The organism is Streptomyces sp. NPDC048560 (assembly GCF_040650955.1).
GTDB lineage: Bacteria > Actinomycetota > Actinomycetes > Streptomycetales > Streptomycetaceae > Streptomyces.
The window spans coordinates 424832-446213 of record NZ_JBEZIJ010000007.1 but is presented as its reverse complement, the minus strand read 5'-3'; the positions used below and the strand labels follow the sequence as shown (position 1 = coordinate 446213).

Genomic DNA, 21382 nt, shown 5'->3' with positions numbered 1-21382 from the left:
CTTCCCTTCGTTCTTGCGTTTCCGACTCTATCAGACTCTTTCGTGTCCGATTCCCGGTCGAAGCGGGTTTCGCTTTCCAGTTCTTCGCTTTCGCGCTTTCCCTTTCCGGCGGTTCCAACCTTACCAGACTCATTTCGTTCCGTTTCCGGTCCGAATTTGATTCCGACGGCCTGTTGGAGGGCCTTTGCCTTTCGGCTGATCCGACTTTATCAGAAATATTCCGACCGATTGAACGGCCTGATGATTTCAAATAAGAGAATCGATGGCTCTGCGGAAGCCTTGGGCTTCCGGTACGAGCTAGATGAACTTAACCGTCACACCCGTACATGTCCAGTCCGGGTGAACTGTTTAAATCTACCTCCCCACGCAGACTGTGTCAACAGTTTTTTGTGGGCGAGGAGGAGACTAGCAGGTCGCCGAGGGTCGTCGCACATCGGTCCTCAGGCGGCGGACGGAAGTTCGGCGCTGCGCTCGTCCGCCTCGAGGTCGCCGGTGTCGCCGGCGCGGGCCGCTCGGCCTCCGAGGATGTAGACGTACGCGAGAAAGGCCAGCTCAGCGGCTATGCCGATCGAGATGCGGGCCCAGGTCGGGAGGCCCGAGGGGGTTACGAAGCCCTCGATGAGACCCGAGATGAACAGGACCAGGGCCAGCCCGATAGCCATGCCGATCGCGGCGCGTCCCTGCTGGGCGAGGGCCGAGCGCCGGGTGAAGGGGCCGGGGTCGATGACGGTCCAGCCGAGCCGGAGGCCCGTGCCTGCGGCCACGAAGACCGCCGTCAGTTCCAGGAGACCGTGCGGAAGGACGAGCCCCAGGAAGACGTCCAGCCGGCCGGCCGAGGACATCAGGCCTATGCCGACGGCCAGGTTGAGGACGTTGACGAAGAGGATGTAGATCACCGGTATGCAGAGGAACGCACCGAGGACCAGGCACATGGCGGCGGCCTGCGCATTGTTCGTCCAGACCTGGGCCGCGAACGATGCCGCCGGGTGGCTGGAGTAATACGTCTCGTACTCCCCGCCCGGGCGGGTGAGCCGGCGGAGGTCGTCGGGAGCTGCGATGGCCGACTGGACCTCGGGGTGCGTGCCGATCCACCAGCCGATGAGGGCCGCCAGGAGCGTGGACAGTACGGCCGTGGGCACCCACCAGTGCCGGGAGCGGTAGACGGCGGCGGGGAACCCCGCGGACAGGAACCGGGCGGCGTCGCGCCAGGACGCCTTGCGGGTGCCGGTGACCACCGATCGCGCCCGGGCCACCAGTTGCGTGAGGCGGGCGGTCAGCAGGGGGTCCGGAGCGCTGGACTGGATCAGTGACAGATGGGTCGCCGTGCGCTGGTAGAGCGCGACGAGTTCATCTGCCTCCGCCCCGGTGAGCTGCCTTCCGCGGTGCAGGAGGTGGTCCAGGCGGTCCCACTCGGTGCGGTGGGCGGTGACGAAGACGTCGAGGTCCATGGTCGGCTGCTGCTCCAGGCATGGGTGCGTACGGGTCCGTACTACTGCGGCGCGCTGCGGGCCAGCTTGGCAGACTGAGGTTCCGAGGGGCAGGGAAGGTCGGCGAAGGGGTGGGCGCGATGAATGAGCTGGTGACCGGCGATGCGGTCGTACTGGGGTTGCGGCCGGCGAGACTGCCGAGCCGCGCGTTGGCGATAGCGATCGACCTCGCGGTGGTTCTGCTGATCTTCGTGGTGATTTCGATCGGCCTCGCCGTCGCGACGGTGTCGCTCGACGAGGCCGCGAAGGCGGCCATCGCGGTGGCGACCTTCCTCCTCATACTGGTGGGAGGTCCTATCGCGGTCGAGACGCTGAGCCACGGACGTTCGCTGGGGAAGCTGGCATGTGGGCTGCGCGTGGTGCGCGACGACGGAGGGCCGATCCGGTTCAGGCACGCGCTCGTCCGGGGCGCGATGGGGATCGTCGAGATCCTGCTGACGTTCGGCGTGGTGGCCTGTGTCGGGTCGCTGGTGTCGGCGCGGGGGCGGCGGCTCGGTGATGTCTTCGCGGGCACGCTCGTCGTACGTGAACGGCTGTCGGGCGGGCGTTCCGTCGCGGTTCCGCCGCCGCCTCCGTGGCTGGTCGGACGGTTCGCGCAACTGGATCTGTCGTCGGTTCCCGATGATCTGTGGCTGGCGATCCGGCAGTACCTGACGCGCATGCGCGAGCTCGACGCGGCTGTGGGGTGGTCCGTGGCGGAGCGGCTGGCCGGGGATGTCGCGGCGCGGACCGGGGTGCCGGTGCCTGCCGGGATTCCGGCGCCGGCGTTCTTGGCGGCTGTGGTGAACGAGCGGCAGGCAAGGGACGCGCGGCGGGCTTTCGCACCTTCGCCGGTCGGAGGCCGTGGCGCTTTCGGCACTGGTGGTGGCGGGGTTCCCGTGGTTCCGCCGGTGGGTCCGTCACGGGCGGCGACGGTGTCGGAGCCGGTGGCGCCCGCGCCGGTGCAGGCACCGGTTGTCGGGCCTGGCGGCGGCGCCGAGCCTGCGGGGGGCACTGCGACGGGGTTCGCTCCGCCTGCCTAGTGCGGGGTCGGCGAAGGCGGTGATTCCAGGTGCTCCAGCTCGATGCCGGGGGCCGAGAGGACCACGTCGCCGGCCAGGTGCACCGTGTGCCTGTCGCCAGTGGCCAGGTCGCTGACCTGGTACTCGTCCACGATCAGGGGGCCGCTGTCAGTGGCGTGGGCTTCACTGTTCACCAGGGCCCAGGACTGATCGACGGTTCGAGGGGCCAGCACCGGGTCGGTGAAGGTGACCAGCCGGATCCGGGTCTCGGCGGAATCGGGGGTGAGGCGCAGGAGTCGGGCGGTGGCGACGAGGAACGCGGGGGACGTGCCGAAGAAGGCGTGGGCGCGGACGTTGCCTTCGGTGGCATGAGTGCCGGTCGGGTCGTTCCGGACCCAGGTGACGCCTTCGAGGGCCGCACCGCGGACCTGCCAGCTCCTGGCATGGATTTCGAGGCGGATTGGTCGGCCGAGCTCGTCGAGGGTGAGGTCGAGGGAGCCGAGGTGGTCCCCGGACGGGGCCGTCGTCTGGGAGACGTAACGCCAGCCGGAGGGGCCGGGGGCGCAGTGGAAGTGCTCTTCGCCGAGGGGGGTGTGGTCGTGGAGATCGTGGAGCGAATATCGGCCGCGGGGCATGGGGTCCTTCACGTTCCTCGGGCTGTGCGGGTGCGATACGGGGCAGGCCCCCGGCACGGGGGTGCGGGGGCCTGCGCTCGTAGCCGCTGCTGAGGCTTTTACCTCCGTCGGCGCCGGGTGGTGACGACCGTGGCGCCGACGGGGCGGATCAGTAGCGGTAGAGGTCGGACTTGTACGGTCCGTCGACCTCGACGCCGATGTAGGCGGCCTGCTCGGGACGCAGGGTCGTGAGCTTCACGCCGAGTGCGTCGAGGTGGAGCCGGGCGACCTTCTCGTCGAGGTGCTTGGGCAGCACGTAGACGTCGGTCGGGTACTCCTGGGGCTTCGTGTACAGCTCGATCTGGGCCAGGGTCTGGTCCGCGAACGAGTTGGACATGACGAACGAGGGGTGGCCGGTGGCGTTGCCCAGGTTCAGCAGGCGGCCCTCGGACAGCACGATCAGGACCTTGCCGTCGGGGAACGTCCACGTGTGGACCTGCGGCTTGACCTCGTCCTTGACGATGCCGTCGATCTTCGCGAGGCCGGCCATGTCGATCTCGTTGTCGAAGTGGCCGATGTTCCCGACGATCGCCTGGTGCTTCATCTTGGCCATGTCCGTGGCCATGATGATGTCCTTGTTGCCCGTCGTGGTGATGAAGATGTCGGCCTGGCCGACCACGTCGTCGAGCGTGGCGACCTGGTAGCCGTCCATCGCCGCCTGCAGCGCGCAGATCGGGTCGATCTCGGTGATGATCACGCGGGCGCCCTGGCCGCGCAGGGACTCGGCGCAGCCCTTGCCCACGTCGCCGTAGCCGCAGACGACGGCGGTCTTGCCGCCGATCAGGACGTCGGTGGCACGGTTGATGCCGTCGATCAGCGAGTGGCGGCAGCCGTACTTGTTGTCGAACTTGGACTTGGTGACCGCGTCGTTGACGTTGATCGCCGGGAAGAGGAGGGTGCCGTCGCGGTGCATCTCGTACAGGCGGTGCACACCGGTCGTGGTCTCTTCGGTGACGCCGCGGATCTCGGACGCCAGCTGGGTCCACTTCTGCGGGGCCTCACCGAGGGTGCGGTTCAGCAGCGTGAGGATGTGCGCGTACTCCTCGCTGTCCGCCGTCGACGGGTCCGGGGCCGCGCCCGCCTTCTCGAACTCGACACCCTTGTGTACGAGGAGGGTGGCGTCGCCACCGTCGTCGAGAATCATGTTCGGGCCGCCGGTGGGGGTGTTCGGCCAGGTCAGGGCCTGCTCCGTGCACCACCAGTACTCCTCCAGCGTCTCGCCCTTCCAGGCGAAGACGGGGACGCCGGCGGGGGCGTCCGGGGTGCCGTTCGGGCCGACGGCGATGGCCGCTGCGGCGTGGTCCTGGGTGGAGAAGATGTTGCAGGACGCCCAGCGGACCTCGGCGCCGAGGGCGACCAGGGTCTCGATGAGCACGGCCGTCTGCACCGTCATGTGCAGCGAGCCGGTGATCCGGGCGCCGGCCAGCGGCTGCGTGGCGGCGTACTCCTTGCGGATCGACATCAGGCCGGGCATCTCGTGCTCGGCGAGGGTGATCTCCTTGCGCCCGAAGGTGGCAAGGGAAAGGTCGGCGACCTTGAAGTCCTGGCGATTGGCGGTCGTCGTCATGACGGGCTGCTCCTCGTGATGGGTCGAGGGTGGGCTGGGCTGGCTCTGCGGCGGCGGGCACACGAATGCCCGGGAGTTCGCAGTGCAGTCCGTCGGAGGCCCTCTCTCCCTCGGCCGGCCCGCGGTGCGGACCGATCGACCGCCATCAGCAGCGACGTCTGTTACTCCATAAGAATCTACACCGGTCGGCCCGGTGTGCCCCAGCCCGTCCAGGGGCTTGGGGCGGTCACCGGGCCGTCGGGGGTGGGCGTCAGTGCTCGTCGGCGCTGGTCAGTGGCCGGAATCCTTCGGGGCCGGAGCCCCGGAGGTCTTGGCCGGGTTGGTGCCCGCGGCGGCCGCTTCCTCGTTGTAGATGTCCGGCTCCAGGTAGATGACCCGGGCGATCGGCACGGCTTCGCGGATGCGGGTCTCGGCGGCGTTGATGGCGTGCGCGATCTCGGTGGCGGTGTCGTCGTGCTCGACCGCGATCTTGGCGGCCACCAGCAGCTCTTCCGGGCCGAGGTGGAGGGTGCGCATGTGGATGATCCGGGTGACGGTCTCGCCGTCGACGACCGCGGCCTTGATCTTCTCGACGTCATCGATGCCTGCGGACTCACCGAGGAGGAGGGACTTCGTCTCCGCGGCCAGCACGATCGCGATGACGATCAGCAGGATGCCGATGCAGAGGGTGCCGATGCCGTCCCAGACGCCGTCGCCGGTCACCAGGGCGAGGCTCACGCCGACGAGAGCCAGGATCAGGCCGACGAGTGCACCGAGGTCCTCCAGGAGGACGACGGGGAGCTCAGGGGCCTTCGCCCGGCGGACGAACTCGGTCCAGGAGCGGTCGCCACGGAGGGGGTTGGACTCCTTGATGGCCGTACGGAAGGAGAAGCTCTCGGCGATGATCGCGAAGACCAGCACGCCGACCGGCCAGTACCAGGCCTCGATCTCGTGCGGGTGCTTGATCTTCTCGTAGCCCTCGTAGACCGCGAACATGCCACCGACCGAGAACAGCACGATGGAGACGAGGAAGGCGTAGATGTAACGCTCGCGCCCGTAGCCGAAGGGGTGTTCGGGGGTGGCCTCACGCTTGGCCTTCTTGCCGCCGAGCAGGAGGAGACCCTGGTTGCCGGAGTCGGCGAGCGAGTGGACGCTCTCGGCGAGCATCGACGACGAGCCACTGAAGAGGAACGCCACGAATTTGGCGACTGCGATCGCGAGGTTGGCGGCTAGTGCCGCCACGATCGCCTTGGTTCCGCCTGACGCGCTCATGGGTGCCTGGTGTCCCTTCCTCGGTGCTGCGGCACGGGCGCCGCGGTACGGCCGGACATTGTTGCAGCCGCTGGTGCGGACGGTACGTCAAGCCACCACAGTCGCGCGGAAGAGCGTTCCCGTAAGGGATGCTTCGACCTTTTCGTCCGCCGGAACGAACACGGATTCGCCCGCGGCGAGTTGGAAATCGCCGACGCGAGGGGCACCGGAGGTGCAGAGGAGGATCTGCGGGGTGGCCGCCGTCAGGTCGACGGGGGCGGCACCGGGCGAGAGGTCGTAGCGCGAGAGGCGGAATTCGTCGACCGGGGTCTCGTACGGTTCCTCGCCGGACGGGGCGGCCTCGGGGCGCAGAACGCCGGGGTCGGTCGCCTCGAAGCGTACGACGCGCAGGAGTTCGGGTACGTCGATGTGCTTGGGGGTGAGGCCGCAGCGCAGCACGTTGTCCGAGTTGGCCATGATCTCGACGCCGAGTCCGCCGAGGTAGGCGTGCGGGACGCCGGCGCCGAGGAAGAGTGCCTCGCCGGGCTGGAGCTCCACGTAGTTGAGGAGCATCGCCGCGAGGACGCCCGGGTCGCCGGGGTAGTGGTGGGCGATCTGGGCGTACGGGGCGTGGGCGCCGCCGAGGCGTTCGGCGGCGGCAGCGGCCTCGGTGACGGCGACCGCCATCTCCGCCGGTTCCGCGGTCAGGATCGCTGTCAGGACCTCGCGAAGGGCCGCCTCTTCGGGCTTGGCGCGGAGGAGGTCCACGTACGGCTTGAGGGAATCGACGCCGAGCGCCTCTATCGCGTCGGCCGATTCGGTGGGCCTGCGGAATCCGCAGAGTCCCTCGAACGGCGTGAGCGCGCAGATCAGTTCGGGCTTGTGGTTGGAGTCCTTGTACGTCCGGTGGGGGGCGGCGATCGGAATGCCCCGGTTCTCCTCGTCCGCGAATCCCCGCTCGGCCTGGTCGAGGTCGGGGTGCACCTGCAGGGAGAGCGGCGCGCCGGCGGCGAGGAGCTTCAGGAGGAACGGGAGGCGGGGGCCGAACTTGGCTACGGCCGCCTCGCCCAGCTCGCGGACGGGGTCAGCGGCGATGACCTCGGTGAGGGGCTGCGCCCCGCCCGAGCGGATGACCATGGACGGCGCTCCTGGGTGGGCGCCCATCCACATCTCGGCCTGCGGCTCGCCGGTGGGGGCGATGCCGAGCAGCTCGGGAATGGCCGTGGTGGAGCCCCAGGCATAGGGGCGCACGGTGTTGGAGAGCCGGTCCATGGAGTTCGTCCTCGGGGAAGCGGGGTGAATTGGTTGTGTGTGGGGGGAGGGAGATGGGCGCCGGCCGTGGGTGGGCGGGGGCGCGTCAGTGGTTCCGGGAGGCCAGGGCCACGTAGACGGCGGCGAAGTCGGTGACCGCGAGGAGTTCGGCGAGGGTTTCCAGTTCGGTGCCCTCCTCCGGTTCGAGTTCGCTGATCGCCGTGTCGTGGCTGAGAGCCAGTTCTCGCGCCGCGGGTGCGGCGCTGAGGCCGCCGGTGGGGCGGCCCCTGAGCAGGACGACGCGGGCTCGCATCGCCTCCGGCTCGTCGACACGGTCCCTGAAGAAGTCGTCCGGGTCGGCTCCGGCGGCGAAGGCCCCGGTCAGCAGCCGGCCGTGCAGGGGCATGGCCTCGGGCAGTTCGGCGGCGAGTGCGGGGCGGCCCGCGAGATCGGTCAGCACCGCGGCGAACCGTCGTCCGACCGGGCCTGCGGCGCCGGCCTCCGTCCAGATGAGCGGCAGGCTGTCGGCGAGTTCGGCGGCGAGGGTCTTCGCCGGGTTGCTGTAGGTCGCGATGGCGGGGCCGCAGCGTTCGGCGGTGTGGTCGAGGCGGTCGGCGACGCTTTGCAGCACTTCGGCGGACGCCTCCACGAGGCCCAGCCGGTCGAGCAGGGAGAGCAACGGGGTGAGCAGCGCCCAGAGGGTGCCGGGGCCTGTCGCCTCGGTCTCGGCGTCGTACTCACCGTGCGGGGCGGTGGCCATCGGCACGACGAGGCCGTGGATGCCGTCGACGGCCTCGCGGAGCGGGGAGCGCGTGGGGGCGACGGCGACGACCGTGCAGCCTCGGCGGTACGCCTGTTCGGCGAGCTGGGCGAGGCCCGGTTCGGAACCGTCGGGCGTGGCGATGAGCAGCAGGTCCACGGAGCCGGCCCAGCCGGGGAGCGCCCAGCGCAGGGCGCCTGCGGCGGGGGCGACGCCGGTGGAGTGGATACGGACGACGGGGGCGGCGGCGCCCACGAGCGCGCCGATCAGGTCGGCCACTCCGGATGCGGCGGCGCCGGGGCCCGCGAGGAGGACGGCTCGCGGCCGGCCTTCGGGGGCCAGGTTGCCGATACCGGCCTCGGCGGCGTGCCGGGCGGCGGTACGGACGCGGGCGCCGGCCTCCGCGGCGCCGCGCAGCAGAGCGCGGCGGTCGGCGCGGGCGAGGGCTTCCGGGGCGTCGAGCAAAGACTCGTCGAGCATGGCGGTGGGCCTCCGATCACCGTACGGGGTGCGGGGTGCGGGTACGGGAGTGCGGGCGGTGGTCGTCGCCGACCTGGTCGCGCCGTGCCCCCGGGCTCGCGGTCGCGGGTCGCGCGTCGCGGGTGACGTGTCGCCTGTCGTGCGAGGCGCGGGTCGCGCTGTTACGCGGGGCGGCGGGCTTCGTCGACGAGGAGAACCGGGATGCCGTCGCGCACCGGGTAGGCAAGACCGCAGTCCTTGCCGGTGCAGACGAGCTCGGGGGTCTCGGCTGCCGAACGGTCGTCGAGCGGAGAGTGGCAGGCCGGGCAGGCGAGGATCTCCAGGAGGCCGGCTTCGAGCGGCATGGGGTGGGTCCCTTCGGGCGTTCGGACAAGCGGTTCGCTGGCGCGGTCGCGGGTGCGGTGCGGGTCGCGTGGATCAGGCGACGTCAGCCTACCGCCGGGGTGGCGGGGACGCGGCCGGGGCGGGGTGGGGCTCGTGGGGCGGAGTGGGGGAGCTCGGGGGGCGGGGCTGCGGTGATGTGGGGCGGGGGGGCGTCGGAGGGCTTGGGGTGGGGTCGCCGCCTGCGGCGGGCCTTGTCCCCTTACCAGCCCCTTCCCGGCAGGGGGGCTCCCCTTACCCGCCCCTTCCCGGAACGGGGGCTCCGCCCCGGACCTCGCTCCTCGAACGCCGGAGAGCCCGGAGGGAGTGGGTGAGGCGCCCACCGGACCGAGTGGCTCCCGGTCGAGCCACGGGGCCTCAGCCCTCACCCCCCCTAGGTCAGCCGGGTCAGCCCCGGATCAAGGTGAGGACCTCGTCGCGTACCGCCGCCAGTGTCGGCTCGTCGCGGGCCTCCACGTTCAGGCGCAGCAGCGGTTCCGTGTTGGAGGCACGTACGTTGAACCACCAGTCCTTCGACGTCGCCGTGAGGCCGTCGAGTTCGTCGAAGGTGATGTCGTCGCGGTTGCCGTATGCCGCCCTGATCGCGGTCAGCCGGTCGGCCTGGTCGGCCACCGTGGAGTTGATCTCGCCGGAGCCCGTGTACCGGTCGTACTGGGCGAGGAGAGCCGACAGCGGGGTCTCCTGGCCTCCCAGGGCTGCCAGGACGTGGAGGGCGGCCAGCATTCCCGTGTCCGCGTTCCAGAAATCCCGGAAGTAGTAGTGCGCCGAGTGTTCGCCGCCGAAGATCGCGCCGTGTTCGGCCATCTCCGCCTTGATGAAGGAGTGGCCGACGCGCGTACGGACCGGGGTTCCGCCGTTCTCGCGGATCACCTCGGGGACCGACCAGGAGGTGATCAGGTTGTGGATGACTGTGCCGCTGCCGCCGTTGCGGGCGAGTTCGCGGGCTGCGACCAGGGCCGTGATCGCGGACGGGGAGACGCCCGCGCCGCGCTCGTCGACGACGAAGCAGCGGTCCGCGTCGCCGTCGAAGGCGAGGCCCAGGTCGGCGCCCTCGGCCAGGACGCGGGCCTGGAGGTCGACGATGTTCTTCGGGTCGAGGGGGTTGGCCTCGTGGTTCGGGAAGGTGCCGTCGAGCTCGAAGTACATCGGGACGACATCCAGCGGGAGGTCGGCGAGGACGGTGGGGACCGTGTGGCCGCCCATGCCGTTGCCCGCGTCCACGACGACCTTCAGGGGACGGATCGTGGACAGGTCGACCAGGCCGAGGAGGTGGGCCGCGTAGTCGGTGAGGGTGTCGCGTTCGGTGACCGTGCCCGGGGTGGTGGGGGGCTGGGCGGGGGCGCCGTTCGTGGACCAGTCCTCCACCAGCGTGCGGATCTCCGTGAGTCCGGTGTCCTGGCCGACCGGGGCCGCGCCCGCCCGGCACATCTTGATCCCGTTGTACCGGGCCGGGTTGTGCGAAGCCGTGAACATCGCGCCCGGCAGGTCCATCGCCCCCGACGCGTAGTACAGCTGGTCCGTGGAACAGAGGCCGATCAGGGTGACGTCGGCGCCGCGCGCCGCCGCGCCCCGGGCGAAGGCGGCGGCCAGGCCGGGTGACGAGGGCCGCATGTCGTGGCCGATCACGATCGCGGTCGCGTCGGTGACCTGGACGAAGGCGGCGCCGAAGAGTTCGGACAGCGACTCGTCCCACTGGTCGGGCACGACTCCGCGCACGTCGTACGCCTTCACGAGCTGCGACAGATCAGCAACCACGGCCGGTCCTCCTGGGGTCTCTGCGGAGCGCCCAAACTACCCGGGGCGCCGGTCAGGACCGCATCCAGGCCGGTACGGGGTGCTTGTCGGGCGGCGCCGCGGCGGAGAGCAGGGGGAGGGAGTCGCGTCGGGTGGTCGTCCGTACGGGAGCGGGCGCGCGGTGGAGCGGGTCCTGCCCGGGTCAGGAATCGGGCGAGCGGAGCACCCGCAGGTGGCCGCGGCGCGCGACCTCCACGGGGTCGGCCGTGCGCGGTCCGCGGTTGCCGGTGCCCGGCCCGCGGTCATGTGGTCTCGCCGCTTCCCGGACCGCGTTGGCCAGCGCTTCGAGATCGTCACCGCTGGGGCGCGTGGGGGCCGAGGGGTCGGAGAGCCGGACCACTTCCCAGCCGCGTGGCGCGGTCAGCCGCTCGCTGTGCTCGGCGCACAGGTCGTAGCAGTGGGGCTCGGCATAGGTGGCGAGCGGGCCGAGGACCGCAGTCGAGTCGGCATAGACGTACGTCAGTGTCGCGACGGCAGGGCGGCCGCACGCAGTTCGCGAACAGCGACGTACAGGGCTCACGATGTTGGACGGTACCGCACTCTTGAGCGGGCTGCGACGACTCCTTGGCACCTCACCCCCACGTGTCGTCCTGTGACGGCCGGCACAGCGGTCTTCCGGGCAACCGCCCTGACCTGCGCGGCAACAGAAGGGTCCCGGCCACCGCCCTGGCGATTCCGGTCATTGTCGTGAACGCGAGCGGTCACGAACGTGGGACGGCCGGTCGGAGTCGGGGCCTGATCCGGACTCACCTTGGCCTGAATGTTCAGAATTGGGCACCTGGGAGGCCCGTGCGGGAGCCGCGATCACCTCGACGCCCGGAGCGTTACGCTGCGTCGGTGATGGACAGTTCCGTACCTCCCCACCCGTCCGAGCCCCGTCCCCGCCGCCGCGACCGTCATGGACGCGGGATGCGCGGCCCCGTCGCGCCGCCCCAGGTGCCGATGTCGGCCAGCAGGAGTGAGACGTTCCGCGATCTCGTGCAGGACTCGGTGGAGCGGCTGGAGCGGCGCTGGCCGCAGCTGGCGGATGTCGACTTCCAGGTCATGGACGTACCGGGAACGCTCGGAGACACCGTGCCACTGGGGCGTGCCGTCTCCGCCGAGAAGGGGCGGCCGGCTCAGATCGTGGTCTACCGGCGGCCTGTCGAGATCCGTACCAAGAGCCGTGACGAACGCGCCCTGCTGGTGCACGAGATCGTCGTCGAACAGGTCGCCGAGCTGCTCGGGCTCGCCCCGGAGTCGGTCGATCCGCGGTACGGGCAGGACTGAGGGCGGGTACGGGAGGCCCTGTTCCTGCCCGTACCCGCGCGTCTCAGTCGTCCAGGAGTGAGAGGTCCTGGCGCGCCGTGGGGACCGCGACCGTGCCCCCGTCGTCTGCGAGCGTCTGCACCGTGAACATCTGGACGCCGCCCTCCGGGAGGGAGAGTGTGCGGGCCGCGTGGACCGGTCCGCCCGACTCCGTCTCCACCGTCAGCGCGTAGGTGCCCTTGAGGCCCGACGGGACCGGCGGGGTGACAGCGAGTGTCGTGCCGCCCTTGACCGTGTACGTCTTCACGGCCGGTTCGCCTCCCCCGCTGCCCGCCGACGCGGTGACCTTGACCTTGGCCGTCGCACCCGGGGCGGTGAGGGAGAGGACCGATCCCCTGGCCCGGTTGTCGGCCACGCTCGCCCGCTCGCCGACCGGTCCGGTCGCCGGGATGAAGGCGACCTCCCGCCCGCTCTTCGTACCGCGGACCACGCGCAGCGCGGCGACGATCGGGGTGGCGCGCCGGGCGTCCACCGGCGTCAGCCTCAGCGAACCCGGCTCACCCCTGGTGACGTCCCGCAGGTCGATGGCCGCGGTCATCTTCGACTTGATGTGCAGGGTGTCGTTCCCCGCGGGGGCGAACGCCGCGTTCTTCCCCAGCAGCTGCACCTTCACATCGGCGTCGTCCTCCCCGGGCGCGAAGGCCACCAGCTGTACGGAGGTGGCGTCGGCCGGGATGCCGGGGAGTACGAGGGTGCCCGTGGGATCGACGGACGGGGCGATCCAGTCGCTGCCCGCCGTGTCGTCCGCGGCGCGGACCAGGGCCCCGACCCGGCCGGAACGGGTGGTGACGTGGACGGCCACGTCCTCGACGGCCTCGGTCGTCAGGGTGGAGATCAGCATGGGGACGCTGGAGTGGGCGGGGACGGTGATGCCGTCACCGACCTCCGACTTGAGCGGGCCCTCGGGGCCGTACAGCTCGATGTCCGCGACGGCCGCGCTGTCGTCCGGGTTGGTGAGGTGGACGTAGTCCTGGCGCGCCTTCGACGTGCTCGCGCCGGGGAACCAGAAGTCGGTGCCGGGCCCTGTGCAGGTGGCCCCGAGCACGCCACGGGCGGCTCCCACGGTGACCGCGGTGGTCTGCTGCGCCGTCCAGCCGGGTGCCAGGCGGCCCGTGGCGGTGCCGACCAGGGCGGGGGCGTCGGACTTCGAGGTCTCGGCACCGGCCGGCTTGCCGGGCTCCTTGAGGGCGATGACCGCCTTGTCGGCCTCGGCCACCGCCTTCTTGTCCTTCCCGGGGTCCGGATCCGCCGCTTCCTCGGCGGTGAGGGCGGCGGCGGGCTTCAGCTCGGCGACGCCGGCCTCACCGTCGCTCTTGCCCGCCGGGGTGAAGGACGTGTACGTCGTGGCGGCCAGGTCGGAGCTGCTCGGCGCCGGGCAGAGCAGGCTGGAGCGCTCGACGGGCAGCCGGGCGGCGGCCTTGGCCTGCGCGGGGGCAGCGTCGCCCGGCGCGTTCAGCGCGGCGAACCCGGTGACGGCTGCCAGGGCGACGACGCCCGCGATGAGGGAAAGGGGTGTGGACTTCACTCGGACTCGCCTCGCGATGCGTTACCGGGATGCCACGGGCCCTCGCCCGGGGCGGTGCTTTCGTCGTGCTCGTCGTGCTGGTCGTTCCGGGTGCCGGAAGGCGGCCCGTAGTCGCCCTGGCCCTGGGGGTCGTACGGGGCTTCGCCCGTTCCGTAGGGCTGCTGCTGTGCGTAGCCGTACGGGTCGTAGGCGGTGTTCTGCTGGTACGGGTCGGCCTGGTACTGACCGGCCGCCGGGTACTGCTCGCCGCCGTACCCGCTCTGCGGCTCGTACCCCTCACTCCGGTACTGCTGCTGGTAGTCGGCGCCCTGGTACTGCTGCGCGTCCCACTCGCCGTACTGCTGCTGGGGCACCGCCGCGTACGCGGCGGTGTCGCTCTGCTGGGCGAAGGCGTCCTGGCTGTCCGGGACCGCCGCGTACGGGTCGGCGGACTGCTGCGCCGGGATGTACTCCCCGGGCGCCGTCGGTTCCGGTGCGGGCGCCTCGCCCTCCTGGCCGTCCTCGGCCTCCGCCTGCGCGGCGGCCCGGAGCCTCCGGGCCCGGCGGCCCTCCCCCTCGACCGGTTCGAGCGCCACGGCCTCGGTGTCCTCGGGCAGGTCGTCGTCGATCACCCGGCGCCTGCCCGGCAGGGCGAGCACCAGCAGGACGACGGCGAGCAGGGCCTGCACCCAGATCCACGCGGTGTGCGTGACCGGGGCGTCGTACGTGAGGTCGAGCGTGCCGCCCTCGGCGGGCAGCTCGAAGCCCTGGGCCCAGCCGTCGACGGTCTTGCCGGTGAGGGCCTTCCCGTCGAGCGTGGCCTGCCAGCCGGGGTCCGCCGCGTCGGCGATCCGCAGCACGCGGCCGGCGGCGCCCGGGGGGATCTTGGTGTGCGAGTCGACGGGGCTGGACGCGACGGACAGCCACTCGGTCTCCGTGCCGCCCTCGGTGGCCGGGGGCACGATCATGACCCTGGCGACCTGGCGGTCGACCCACCACAGGGCGCTGCCGTCCAGCTGGCTGAGGCGGCTCAGACCCGGGGTGGAGTCGAGTACGCGGCTCATCCGGCGCGGCGCCCCGTCCCGCACGAGGACGTAACGGATGGCGAAGCCACTCAGCTGAAGGCCCTGGTCGGCGCCAGAGCCGGCGACGAGGTTGGCGACGACCTTGTCGAGGTGCGTGTTGCCGCCGCCGGACTCGGTCAGTTCGGCGTCCCCGAGGCGGGCGCCCGAGCCACGGACCAGGGTGTACGAGACGGACTCCGGCGACGTACCGCCGAGGACCAGGGTGCGGGGCTGGTCGCGGGTGACGCTCTCGGCCGCGACGAACGCGGGCACCTGCACCGGGTCCCGGCGCTCCAGCGGCCCGGTCGCGCCGCCTGCCATCCACGCGAACGCGGCCAGCGCGGGCGCTGCCAGCGCCGCCAGGGCGATGAGGGCGGCGACCGGCTGGCGCCAGCCGAAGCTGAGCTCGGCGACCCGGACCCGGGCGCCGTCCGCTCCGAGCAGCGCGGCGGCGATCAGCGCGATGCCGTAGACGAGGGTGGCGGGTCCGGCCCACGTCGAGCCGTTGGCGAGGCCCGCGAAGAGCAGGGCGACGAGCGCGACGGCCCAGGCGCTGCGGATCGCGAACTGCCGCTCGCCGCGCAGCAGGGCGGCGAGGGCGGCCAGCACGATGCCCAGGAGGAGGACACCGCCTGCCGCCTTCGGGCCGCCGGGGCTGATCCCGAGGAGGTCGAGGGCGGACGCGCTGCCCGCGCCCAGATCGAGGCCCGCCTCCTTGAGGAGGCTCGCCGGGCTGGTCAGGAGGGTCAGCGACCAGGGCGCCAGGACGAGCAGCGGGGTGCCGACGGTGGCGAGGAAGCGGAGTCCGTACGCGGTGATGTCGTCCCTGCGCAGGACCAGCACACCGATGCCGAGTGCCACCGCGAGCGGCCAGACGATGGGGGTGAAGGCCATCGCGAAGGTGAGCAGGAGCGTGTACGCCCAGGTCGCGCGCCAGCTGCCGCGGGCGCCGCCCGAGCCGGGAGCGCCGCGCAGCCCGTGGGCCGACACGGCGGCGCGGGCGATCAGCGGGAGCAGGATGGCGAGGACGGCGGTGCCGAGGCGGCCGGTGGCCAGTGCGCCGGTCGCGGCGGGCAGGAAGGCGTACGCGACGCTCGCCCAGGCCCGCAGGAGCCGCGACTGGATGAGCGGCCGGGAGACGAAGTACGCGGTCAGTCCGGCCAGCGGGACCGAGCAGACCAGCAGCAGGGTGAGCGCGAACCCCGTGGAGCCGAGGAACAGGGCCGACAGGGCTGCGATCACGGCGAGGTAGGGCGGCGCCGTCTGGGTGCCGCCCGTACCGACCGGATGCCAGCCGTCCGCGTACCTCCCCCAGAGTTCGGAGACGTCCCCGGGCGCGGGCAGCAGCGCCCCGCCCGCGAGGGCGCCGCTGCCGAGGAGGCCCCGGCACGCGATGAGGGAGACGAGCAGGAGAAGTGCGAAGAGGACGGGACCGGGCCTGCGCGCGATGCGCTTCAGCCGGGCGAACTGCTCGACCTCCATGAAGTCGGCGTCGTCGCCCCCGGGGCCGGACTCGACGGCGCCGTGCCGTGAACCGCCGGACTCGGACTCGGACCGGGCGCCGAAGTTGTCGGCGACCTGTTCGACGGTGGCGCGGACGGTGGCGCCGGGCGGCGGGAACAGGGAGCGCAGTTCGCCGGCCTCGACCACGGCTCTGCCGCGGCTGCGCCGGGCGGCGAAGATCCTGCCGGGCCGCAGCAGGGTCCCGAGGAGCCCCGTGACCTCGTCGACGGCCTGTCCGGGGACCTTGCCGACCAGGTAGGCGAGCGTACGGAGCAGGGTGCCGACCACCAGGCGGAGCAGGACCCAGGGCAGTGCCCTGGTGCCGGCGTTGACGAGCATCGTGTAGACGGCGCCCGCCTTGTCGACGCGGTGCGGGCTGGAGACGGAGCGTCCCGCGCAGTCGATGGGGCGGCGTTCGCGCGCGGACGCCTCGGCATGGCGCAGGACGGCGTCGGGGGCGATGAGCACCCGGTGTCCCGCCGTGTGCGCGCGCCAGCAGAGGTCCACGTCGTCACGCATGAGGGGGAGCCTGCGGTCGAAGCCGCCGAGCTCCTCCCAGACGTCACGCCGGATCAACATGCCGGCGGAGGAGACGGAGAGCACCGTGCGGACCTGGTCGTGCTGGCCCTGGTCCTGCTCACGGCGGTCGAGTCCGGTCCAGCGGCGCCCGCTGTTGGCGATGGAGACGCCGACTTCGAGCAGCTGTTTGCGGTCGTACCAGCCGCGCAGCTTGGGTCCGACGATCGCGGCATGACGGTCGCCGTCGACGACGCGGAGCATCTCGGCGAGCGCGTCGGGCTCGGGCGCCGAGTCGTCGTGCAGCAGCCAGAGCCACTGGACCGGTTCGCCGTGCGGGAGGTCGGGCATGTCGTACGCGTCGTCGCGCCAGGACCGGGTGACGGGGTCCCAGCCGCTGGGGCGCTTCAGGTACGGCAGCTCTTCGGGCGTGAGGACACCGGCCGTACGGACCGCCTCGTCGACGGCGGTACCGAAGCCGGTACGGCGTGCGAGATGGAGGACCCGCTCGTCGCCGAGGGCCTCGGTGGCCAGCCGGGCGGAGTCGTCGGCGCTGCCGGTGTCGGCCGCGACGACGTTCTGTACGGGGCGTTCCTGCCCGAGCAGCCCGGCGAGCACGTCGGGCAGCCATCGGGCGCCGTCGTGGGAGACGAGCACGGCGGTGACGACGTGCCGGGGGAACTCTGGGGCGGCGGCGGCCGCATTCGGCGCCGCCGAGTGGCTGTGCACGGACATCGAGGTACGGGCCCTCCGGCCGGGTCCGGGGGGCGTCCCCCCGGGGGCTGCATCGGTGTACACGCGCGCCCCGGCGGGGCGTTGGCGCATCTCGGACGGGGCCCCACACTAACGGTACGGATAACCGGGGCGGCGCCGAGCGGTGGAACGGGGCCCTGGGCACCGGTTCCAGGGCGCGGACAGGCGGGTCCGGACATGGCGATGGCCCGTGGTCCGGACCCTGTGGGGCAGGGTCCGGACCACGGGCCATCGGCCTGGTCACGCTCCGGCGGTCGCGGCCGGTGGGTCCCGGGCGACGAGTGGTCGACTCCCGGCGGGACCGTCGTACGGCTGTCAGATGCGCACGGCCGTCAGATGGCGGCCTTCTTGAGGCGCCGCCGCTCACGCTCGGAAAGCCCGCCCCAGATACCGAACCGCTCGTCGTTGGAGAGCGCGTACTCAAGGCATTCGGACCGGACCTCACAAGCGAGACAGACCTTCTTGGCCTCGCGGGTGGACCCGCCCTTCTCGGGAAAGAAGGACTCGGGATCGGTCTGTGCGCACAGTGCGCGCTCCTGCCAGCCGAGTTCCTCGTCCGCGTCCTCGACCAGCAGTTGCTGGAACAGCTCGGTCATGTGCGCCCCTCGTCTGTCTCTTGCGTCCCCGTGTTTGCGGCCGTTGCTGATTACGGCCGAACGACACGAGTGAAATTACAAGTGTGTATCTCCGTGCCAGTCAAGCGAAGATCTGGTATTGGCCCCGGGATTCACTCTGCGGGACCAAGCGTATGCGGAAAGTGTTCAAATCGTCAAAAACCTGACATATGCCATGCGGCTGGCGCGCCATGCGTTCTCACCGTGTGAGACGACCGGGACCCCCGCATTGTTGCGATTCGATCACCGAAGCGATCAAGATCACAGTCGGGTCACGGGACCTCAACGGCGTTTAACGGTGCGGTTGATGCGCCACATCTCCGCTGAGACGGCTGCACAAACCTTTCTCCGGACGACGCAACCGGATGAGGTGAAACATTGCCCCCAAAGCGGGCATTGGGTTGACAGAGGTGCAGAGAGCCGGTCTCCTTGACTTCATGCCAGCGACCGCAGCGATGTCCGTGACCCACGTCCGTGGGTTCCGCAGCGCTGTCCAGGCCCGCTGTTGCTGTTCCAGCTGTCACAGCTGTTGATGCCCCAGTGCTCCAGCTCTGATCCAGCTCTTCGTTTCAGCTCGACGACCGCCGCGCGACACCTTGCTCCCGCGACCCGTCGGCCCCGCGCCTCTTCCCCACGCGACACCCCCCGCACGTGCCACCCCACGCCGAGGAACCACCGCACCGATGAACAGCGACAGCGACCTTCAGATCGCCGGCGACATCCTTGAGGTCCAGCACCTCCTGCAGCCCGCCCGCGAGCACCCCTCCACCGTGGCCGAGTTCGTCGGCCTGGCCCGTTCCATCGCGGCCGACCGCGCCCAGTGGGCGCCCCTCGTCCGATACGACACCGCGAGCCGCTGGTACCACCGGCTCCGCACCGGACCGGGTTACGAGGTCTGGCTGCTCAGCTGGGTCCCGGGCCAGGGCAGCGGACGCCACGACCACGGCCTCTCGTCCGGCGTACTGACCGTCCTGGAAGGCCGGTTGACCGAGCACACCCGCCGCGAGGCGCGGGCCCTGGACGCCGGTGCGCAGCGCGTGTTCGCGCCCGGTTACGTCCACGAGGTCGTCAACGACTCGCTGGAACCGGCCGTCAGCCTGCACGTCTACTTCCCCGGCCTGACCGACATGCCCATGCACGCGGCGCAGTGCGCCCCGGCGGCCGTGGATGTCGTACCCGCCTGACAAACTGCTGTCCATGCGCATTGTGGTTCTGGCCGGCGGTATCGGTGGTGCTCGTTTCCTGCGTGGCCTCAAACAGGCCGCGCCAGACGCGGACATCACGGTGATCGGCAACACCGGCGACGACATCCATCTGTTCGGGCTGAAGGTCTGCCCCGACCTGGACACCGTGATGTACACCCTCGGCGGTGGCATCAACGAGGAACAGGGCTGGGGGCGTACCGACGAGAGCTTCCACGTCAAGGAGGAACTCGCGGCGTACGGCGTGGGACCGGAGTGGTTCGGGCTCGGCGACCGTGACTTCGCGACCCATATCGTCCGTACGCAGATGCTCGGCGCGGGTTATCCGCTGAGCGCGGTGACGGAGGCGCTCTGTGCGCGCTGGAAGCCGGGGGTCCGGCTGCTGCCGATGACCGACGACCGGGTCGAGACGCATGTGGCTGTCGACGTAGACGGCGAGAGCCGGGCCATTCACTTCCAGGAGTACTGGGTGAAGCTGCGCGCCTCGGTGGACGCGCAGGCGATCGTGCCGGTCGGCGCGGAGCAGGCCAAGCCTGCACCCGGCGTGCTCGACGCGATCGCGGAGGCCGACGTCATCCTCTTCCCGCCGTCGAACCCGGTGGTGTCGGTGGGCACGATCCTGGCCGTGCCCGGGATCCGGGAGGCGATCGCCGAGGCCGGGGTTCCGGTCGTCGGCCTCTCCCCCATCGTCGGCAACGCGCCGGTGCGCGGCATGGCCGACAAGGTGCTGACCGCGGTGGGCGTCGAGACGACGGCCGCCGCGGTGGCGCAGCACTACGGATCCGGGCTGCTCGACGGGTGGCTCGTCGACACGGTGGACGCGGGTGCGGTCGGTGAGGTGGAGGCCGCGGGCATCCGGTGCCTGGCCGTGCCGCTGATGATGACGGACGTGGACGCGACGGCCGAGATGGCACGTCAGGCGCTGGCGCTCGCCGAGGAGGTGCGCGCATGAGTGACGCTCCCGCCGACGCGCCCTCGTTCCGGGTGTGGGCGCTTTCGGGGATCCCCGAGGTGCGCGCGGGTGACGATCTCGCGAAGCTGATCGCCGGCACCGAGCCGGGACTGGTGGACGGGGACGTCCTGCTCGTCACCTCCAAGATCGTCTCCAAGGCGGAGGGCCGGATCGTGCGGGCCGCCGACCGGGAGGCCGCGATCGACGCCGAGACGGTCCGCGTGGTCGCGCGGCGCGGGACCCTGCGGATCGTGGAGAACCGGCAGGGCCTGATCATGGCCGCGGCCGGTGTGGACGCGTCGAACACCCCGGCCGGGACGGTCCTGCTGCTGCCCGAGGACCCCGACGCCTCGGCCAGGCTGATCCGGGACGGGCTGCGGGACACGCTCGGGGTGTCGGTCGGGGTGATCGTCACGGACACCTTCGGGCGCCCCTGGCGCAACGGCCTGACGGATGTCGCGATCGGGGCGGCTGGGGTCCGGGTGCTGGACGACCTGCGCGGCGGCACGGACGCGTTCGGCAATCCCCTGAGCGCGACGGTCGTCGCCACGGCGGACGAGCTCGCTTCGGCCGGTGACCTGGTCAAGGGCAAGGCGGCGGGGCTGCCGGTAGCGGTGGTGCGGGGGCTTTCGCACCTGGTGGCGGGGTCCGCCGACGGCGATGCGGGTGCCCGCGCGATGGTGCGGGGAGCGGCCGACGACATGTTCCGGCTCGGGACGTCGGAGGCGGTACGGGAAGCGGTGACCCTGCGGCGCACGGTGCGGGAGTTCACCGACGAGCCGGTGGACCCGGGGGCGGTCCGGCGTGCGGTGGCCGCCGCGGTGACGGCTCCGGCGCCGCACCACACGACGCCGTGGCGCTTCGTCCTGCTGGAGTCGGCGGAGTCGCGGACCCGGCTGCTGGACGCGATGCGGGATGCCTGGATCGCGGATCTGCGGCGTGACGGCAAGAGCGAGGAGTCGATCGAACGGCGGGTGCGGCGGGGCGACGTGCTGCGCCGGGCGCCGTACCTGGCGGTGCCGTGCCTGGTGATGGACGGCTCGCACACGTACGGGGACGCGCGGAGGGACGCGGCGGAGCGCGAGATGTTCGTGGTCGCGGCGGGCGCCGGGGTGCAGAACTTCCTCGTGGCGCTGGCGGGCGAGCGGCTCGGCTCCGCGTGGGTGTCCTCGACGATGTTCTGCCGGGACGTGGTGCGTGAGGTGCTGGACCTGCCGGACTCCTGGGACCCGCTGGGTGCGGTGGCCGTGGGCCATGCGGGGGCCGCGCCCGCTGAGCGGGGAGTCCGGGCGGTGGAGGGCTTCGTAGCCGTGCGCTGAGGCCGGCCGGGGGTGGTGCCGA

Annotated in this window: 17 protein-coding genes; 5 read left to right on the top strand and 12 right to left on the bottom strand. The window is 71.5% G+C overall.

What is annotated here, in order from left to right; translation table 11 throughout:
- Nucleotides 1-440: 440 nt before the first annotated feature.
- Nucleotides 441-1448, bottom strand: a complete 1008-nt coding sequence (locus AB0C82_RS21225) for a stage II sporulation protein M (RefSeq protein WP_362844180.1) — start codon at nt 1446-1448, stop codon at nt 441-443.
- A 119-nt stretch (nt 1449-1567) separates the two neighbouring features.
- Here AB0C82_RS21225 and AB0C82_RS21220 point away from each other — a divergent pair, with 119 nt between their 5' ends.
- Nucleotides 1568-2509, top strand: a complete 942-nt coding sequence (locus tag AB0C82_RS21220) for an RDD family protein (protein WP_362844177.1) — start codon at nt 1568-1570, stop codon at nt 2507-2509.
- Here AB0C82_RS21220 and AB0C82_RS21215 read toward each other — a convergent pair.
- From AB0C82_RS21215 to AB0C82_RS21180, 8 genes are all read right to left on the bottom strand, one after another.
- On the bottom strand, nt 2506-3123 hold the full coding sequence (locus tag AB0C82_RS21215; RefSeq protein WP_362844174.1) for a hypothetical protein: 618 nt from the start codon (nt 3121-3123) through the stop codon (nt 2506-2508). The genes AB0C82_RS21220 and AB0C82_RS21215 overlap by 4 nt on opposite strands.
- Before the next feature lie 148 nt (nt 3124-3271).
- Entirely contained in the window at nt 3272-4729 is a 1458-nt protein-coding gene (gene ahcY / locus AB0C82_RS21210) for an adenosylhomocysteinase (RefSeq protein WP_362844172.1), read from the bottom strand.
- Between the two features lie 270 nt (nt 4730-4999).
- Nucleotides 5000-5980 (bottom strand): cation diffusion facilitator family transporter, encoded by a 981-nt coding sequence (locus tag AB0C82_RS21205; protein WP_362844169.1) that lies wholly within the window; start codon nt 5978-5980, stop codon nt 5000-5002.
- 87 nt (nt 5981-6067) lie between these two features.
- Nucleotides 6068-7231, bottom strand: a complete 1164-nt coding sequence (gene manA, locus AB0C82_RS21200) for a mannose-6-phosphate isomerase, class I (RefSeq protein ID WP_362844167.1) — start codon at nt 7229-7231, stop codon at nt 6068-6070.
- An 85-nt stretch (nt 7232-7316) separates the two neighbouring features.
- Nucleotides 7317-8450 (bottom strand): SIS domain-containing protein, encoded by a 1134-nt coding sequence (locus AB0C82_RS21195; RefSeq protein ID WP_362844164.1) that lies wholly within the window; start codon nt 8448-8450, stop codon nt 7317-7319.
- Nucleotides 8451-8611: 161 nt separating this feature from the next.
- Nucleotides 8612-8794 (bottom strand): Trm112 family protein, encoded by a 183-nt coding sequence (locus AB0C82_RS21190; protein WP_362844161.1) that lies wholly within the window; start codon nt 8792-8794, stop codon nt 8612-8614.
- Nucleotides 8795-9218: 424 nt separating this feature from the next.
- Nucleotides 9219-10586, bottom strand: coding sequence for a phosphomannomutase/phosphoglucomutase (locus AB0C82_RS21185; protein ID WP_362844158.1), 1368 nt, complete (start codon nt 10584-10586; stop codon nt 9219-9221).
- A 181-nt stretch (nt 10587-10767) separates the two neighbouring features.
- Nucleotides 10768-11145 carry a DUF3499 domain-containing protein gene (locus AB0C82_RS21180; protein ID WP_362844155.1) on the bottom strand — a complete coding sequence of 126 codons (378 nt, stop codon included), beginning with the start codon at nt 11143-11145 and terminating at the stop codon, nt 10768-10770.
- A 320-nt stretch (nt 11146-11465) separates the two neighbouring features.
- On the opposite strand from AB0C82_RS21180, the gene AB0C82_RS21175 reads away from it, so the two are divergent.
- Nucleotides 11466-11894 carry a metallopeptidase family protein gene (locus AB0C82_RS21175; RefSeq protein ID WP_362844253.1) on the top strand — a complete coding sequence of 143 codons (429 nt, stop codon included), beginning with the start codon at nt 11466-11468 and terminating at the stop codon, nt 11892-11894.
- Between the two features lie 43 nt (nt 11895-11937).
- Here the strand turns inward: AB0C82_RS21175 and AB0C82_RS21170 are convergent, their stop codons facing one another.
- From AB0C82_RS21170 to AB0C82_RS21160, 3 genes are all read right to left on the bottom strand, one after another.
- Nucleotides 11938-13458, bottom strand: a complete 1521-nt coding sequence (locus AB0C82_RS21170; RefSeq protein ID WP_362844153.1) for a DUF5719 family protein — start codon at nt 13456-13458, stop codon at nt 11938-11940.
- The gene (locus AB0C82_RS21165; protein ID WP_362844151.1) at nt 13455-17255 is read right to left on the bottom strand and encodes a glycosyltransferase; all 3801 of its coding nucleotides are present in this window, start codon (nt 17253-17255) and stop codon (nt 13455-13457) included. The genes AB0C82_RS21170 and AB0C82_RS21165 overlap by 4 nt, the downstream gene beginning before the upstream one ends.
- Nucleotides 17256-17605: 350 nt before the next feature.
- Nucleotides 17606-17869, bottom strand: coding sequence for a WhiB family transcriptional regulator (locus tag AB0C82_RS21160; RefSeq protein ID WP_003968728.1), 264 nt, complete (start codon nt 17867-17869; stop codon nt 17606-17608).
- Between the two features lie 701 nt (nt 17870-18570).
- Here AB0C82_RS21160 and AB0C82_RS21155 point away from each other — a divergent pair.
- The 3 genes from AB0C82_RS21155 to AB0C82_RS21145 are packed head-to-tail and all read left to right on the top strand — an operon-like array spanning nt 18571 to nt 21360.
- Nucleotides 18571-19071 carry a cysteine dioxygenase family protein gene (locus tag AB0C82_RS21155; RefSeq protein ID WP_362844148.1) on the top strand — a complete coding sequence of 167 codons (501 nt, stop codon included), beginning with the start codon at nt 18571-18573 and terminating at the stop codon, nt 19069-19071.
- 13 nt (nt 19072-19084) lie between these two features.
- Nucleotides 19085-20041 carry a 2-phospho-L-lactate transferase gene (gene cofD / locus AB0C82_RS21150; protein WP_362844146.1) on the top strand — a complete coding sequence of 319 codons (957 nt, stop codon included), beginning with the start codon at nt 19085-19087 and terminating at the stop codon, nt 20039-20041.
- The gene (locus AB0C82_RS21145) at nt 20038-21360 is read left to right on the top strand and encodes a coenzyme F420-0:L-glutamate ligase (RefSeq protein WP_362844143.1); all 1323 of its coding nucleotides are present in this window, start codon (nt 20038-20040) and stop codon (nt 21358-21360) included. The genes cofD and AB0C82_RS21145 overlap by 4 nt, the downstream gene beginning before the upstream one ends.
- The last annotated feature ends 22 nt before the right edge of the window (nt 21361-21382 follow it).

Excerpts from the sequence above, each read along its gene's own strand:
- AB0C82_RS21225 (WP_362844180.1), bottom strand. The coding sequence starts at position 1,448 with ATGGACCTCGACGTCTTCGTCACCGCCCACCGCACCGAGTGGGACCGC.
- AB0C82_RS21220 (WP_362844177.1), top strand. The coding sequence starts at position 1,568 with ATGAATGAGCTGGTGACCGGCGATGCGGTCGTACTGGGGTTGCGGCCG.
- AB0C82_RS21215 (WP_362844174.1), bottom strand. The coding sequence starts at position 3,123 with ATGCCCCGCGGCCGATATTCGCTCCACGATCTCCACGACCACACCCCC.
- ahcY (WP_362844172.1), bottom strand. The coding sequence starts at position 4,729 with ATGACGACGACCGCCAATCGCCAGGACTTCAAGGTCGCCGACCTTTCC.
- AB0C82_RS21205 (WP_362844169.1), bottom strand. The coding sequence starts at position 5,980 with ATGAGCGCGTCAGGCGGAACCAAGGCGATCGTGGCGGCACTAGCCGCC.
- manA (WP_362844167.1), bottom strand. The coding sequence starts at position 7,231 with ATGGACCGGCTCTCCAACACCGTGCGCCCCTATGCCTGGGGCTCCACC.
- AB0C82_RS21195 (WP_362844164.1), bottom strand. The coding sequence starts at position 8,450 with ATGCTCGACGAGTCTTTGCTCGACGCCCCGGAAGCCCTCGCCCGCGCC.
- AB0C82_RS21190 (WP_362844161.1), bottom strand. The coding sequence starts at position 8,794 with ATGCCGCTCGAAGCCGGCCTCCTGGAGATCCTCGCCTGCCCGGCCTGC.
- AB0C82_RS21175 (WP_362844253.1), top strand. The coding sequence starts at position 11,466 with ATGGACAGTTCCGTACCTCCCCACCCGTCCGAGCCCCGTCCCCGCCGC.
- AB0C82_RS21165 (WP_362844151.1), bottom strand. The coding sequence starts at position 17,255 with ATGTCCGTGCACAGCCACTCGGCGGCGCCGAATGCGGCCGCCGCCGCC.
- AB0C82_RS21160 (WP_003968728.1), bottom strand. The coding sequence starts at position 17,869 with ATGACCGAGCTGTTCCAGCAACTGCTGGTCGAGGACGCGGACGAGGAA.
- AB0C82_RS21155 (WP_362844148.1), top strand. The coding sequence starts at position 18,571 with ATGAACAGCGACAGCGACCTTCAGATCGCCGGCGACATCCTTGAGGTC.
- cofD (WP_362844146.1), top strand. The coding sequence starts at position 19,085 with ATGCGCATTGTGGTTCTGGCCGGCGGTATCGGTGGTGCTCGTTTCCTG.
- AB0C82_RS21145 (WP_362844143.1), top strand. The coding sequence starts at position 20,038 with ATGAGTGACGCTCCCGCCGACGCGCCCTCGTTCCGGGTGTGGGCGCTT.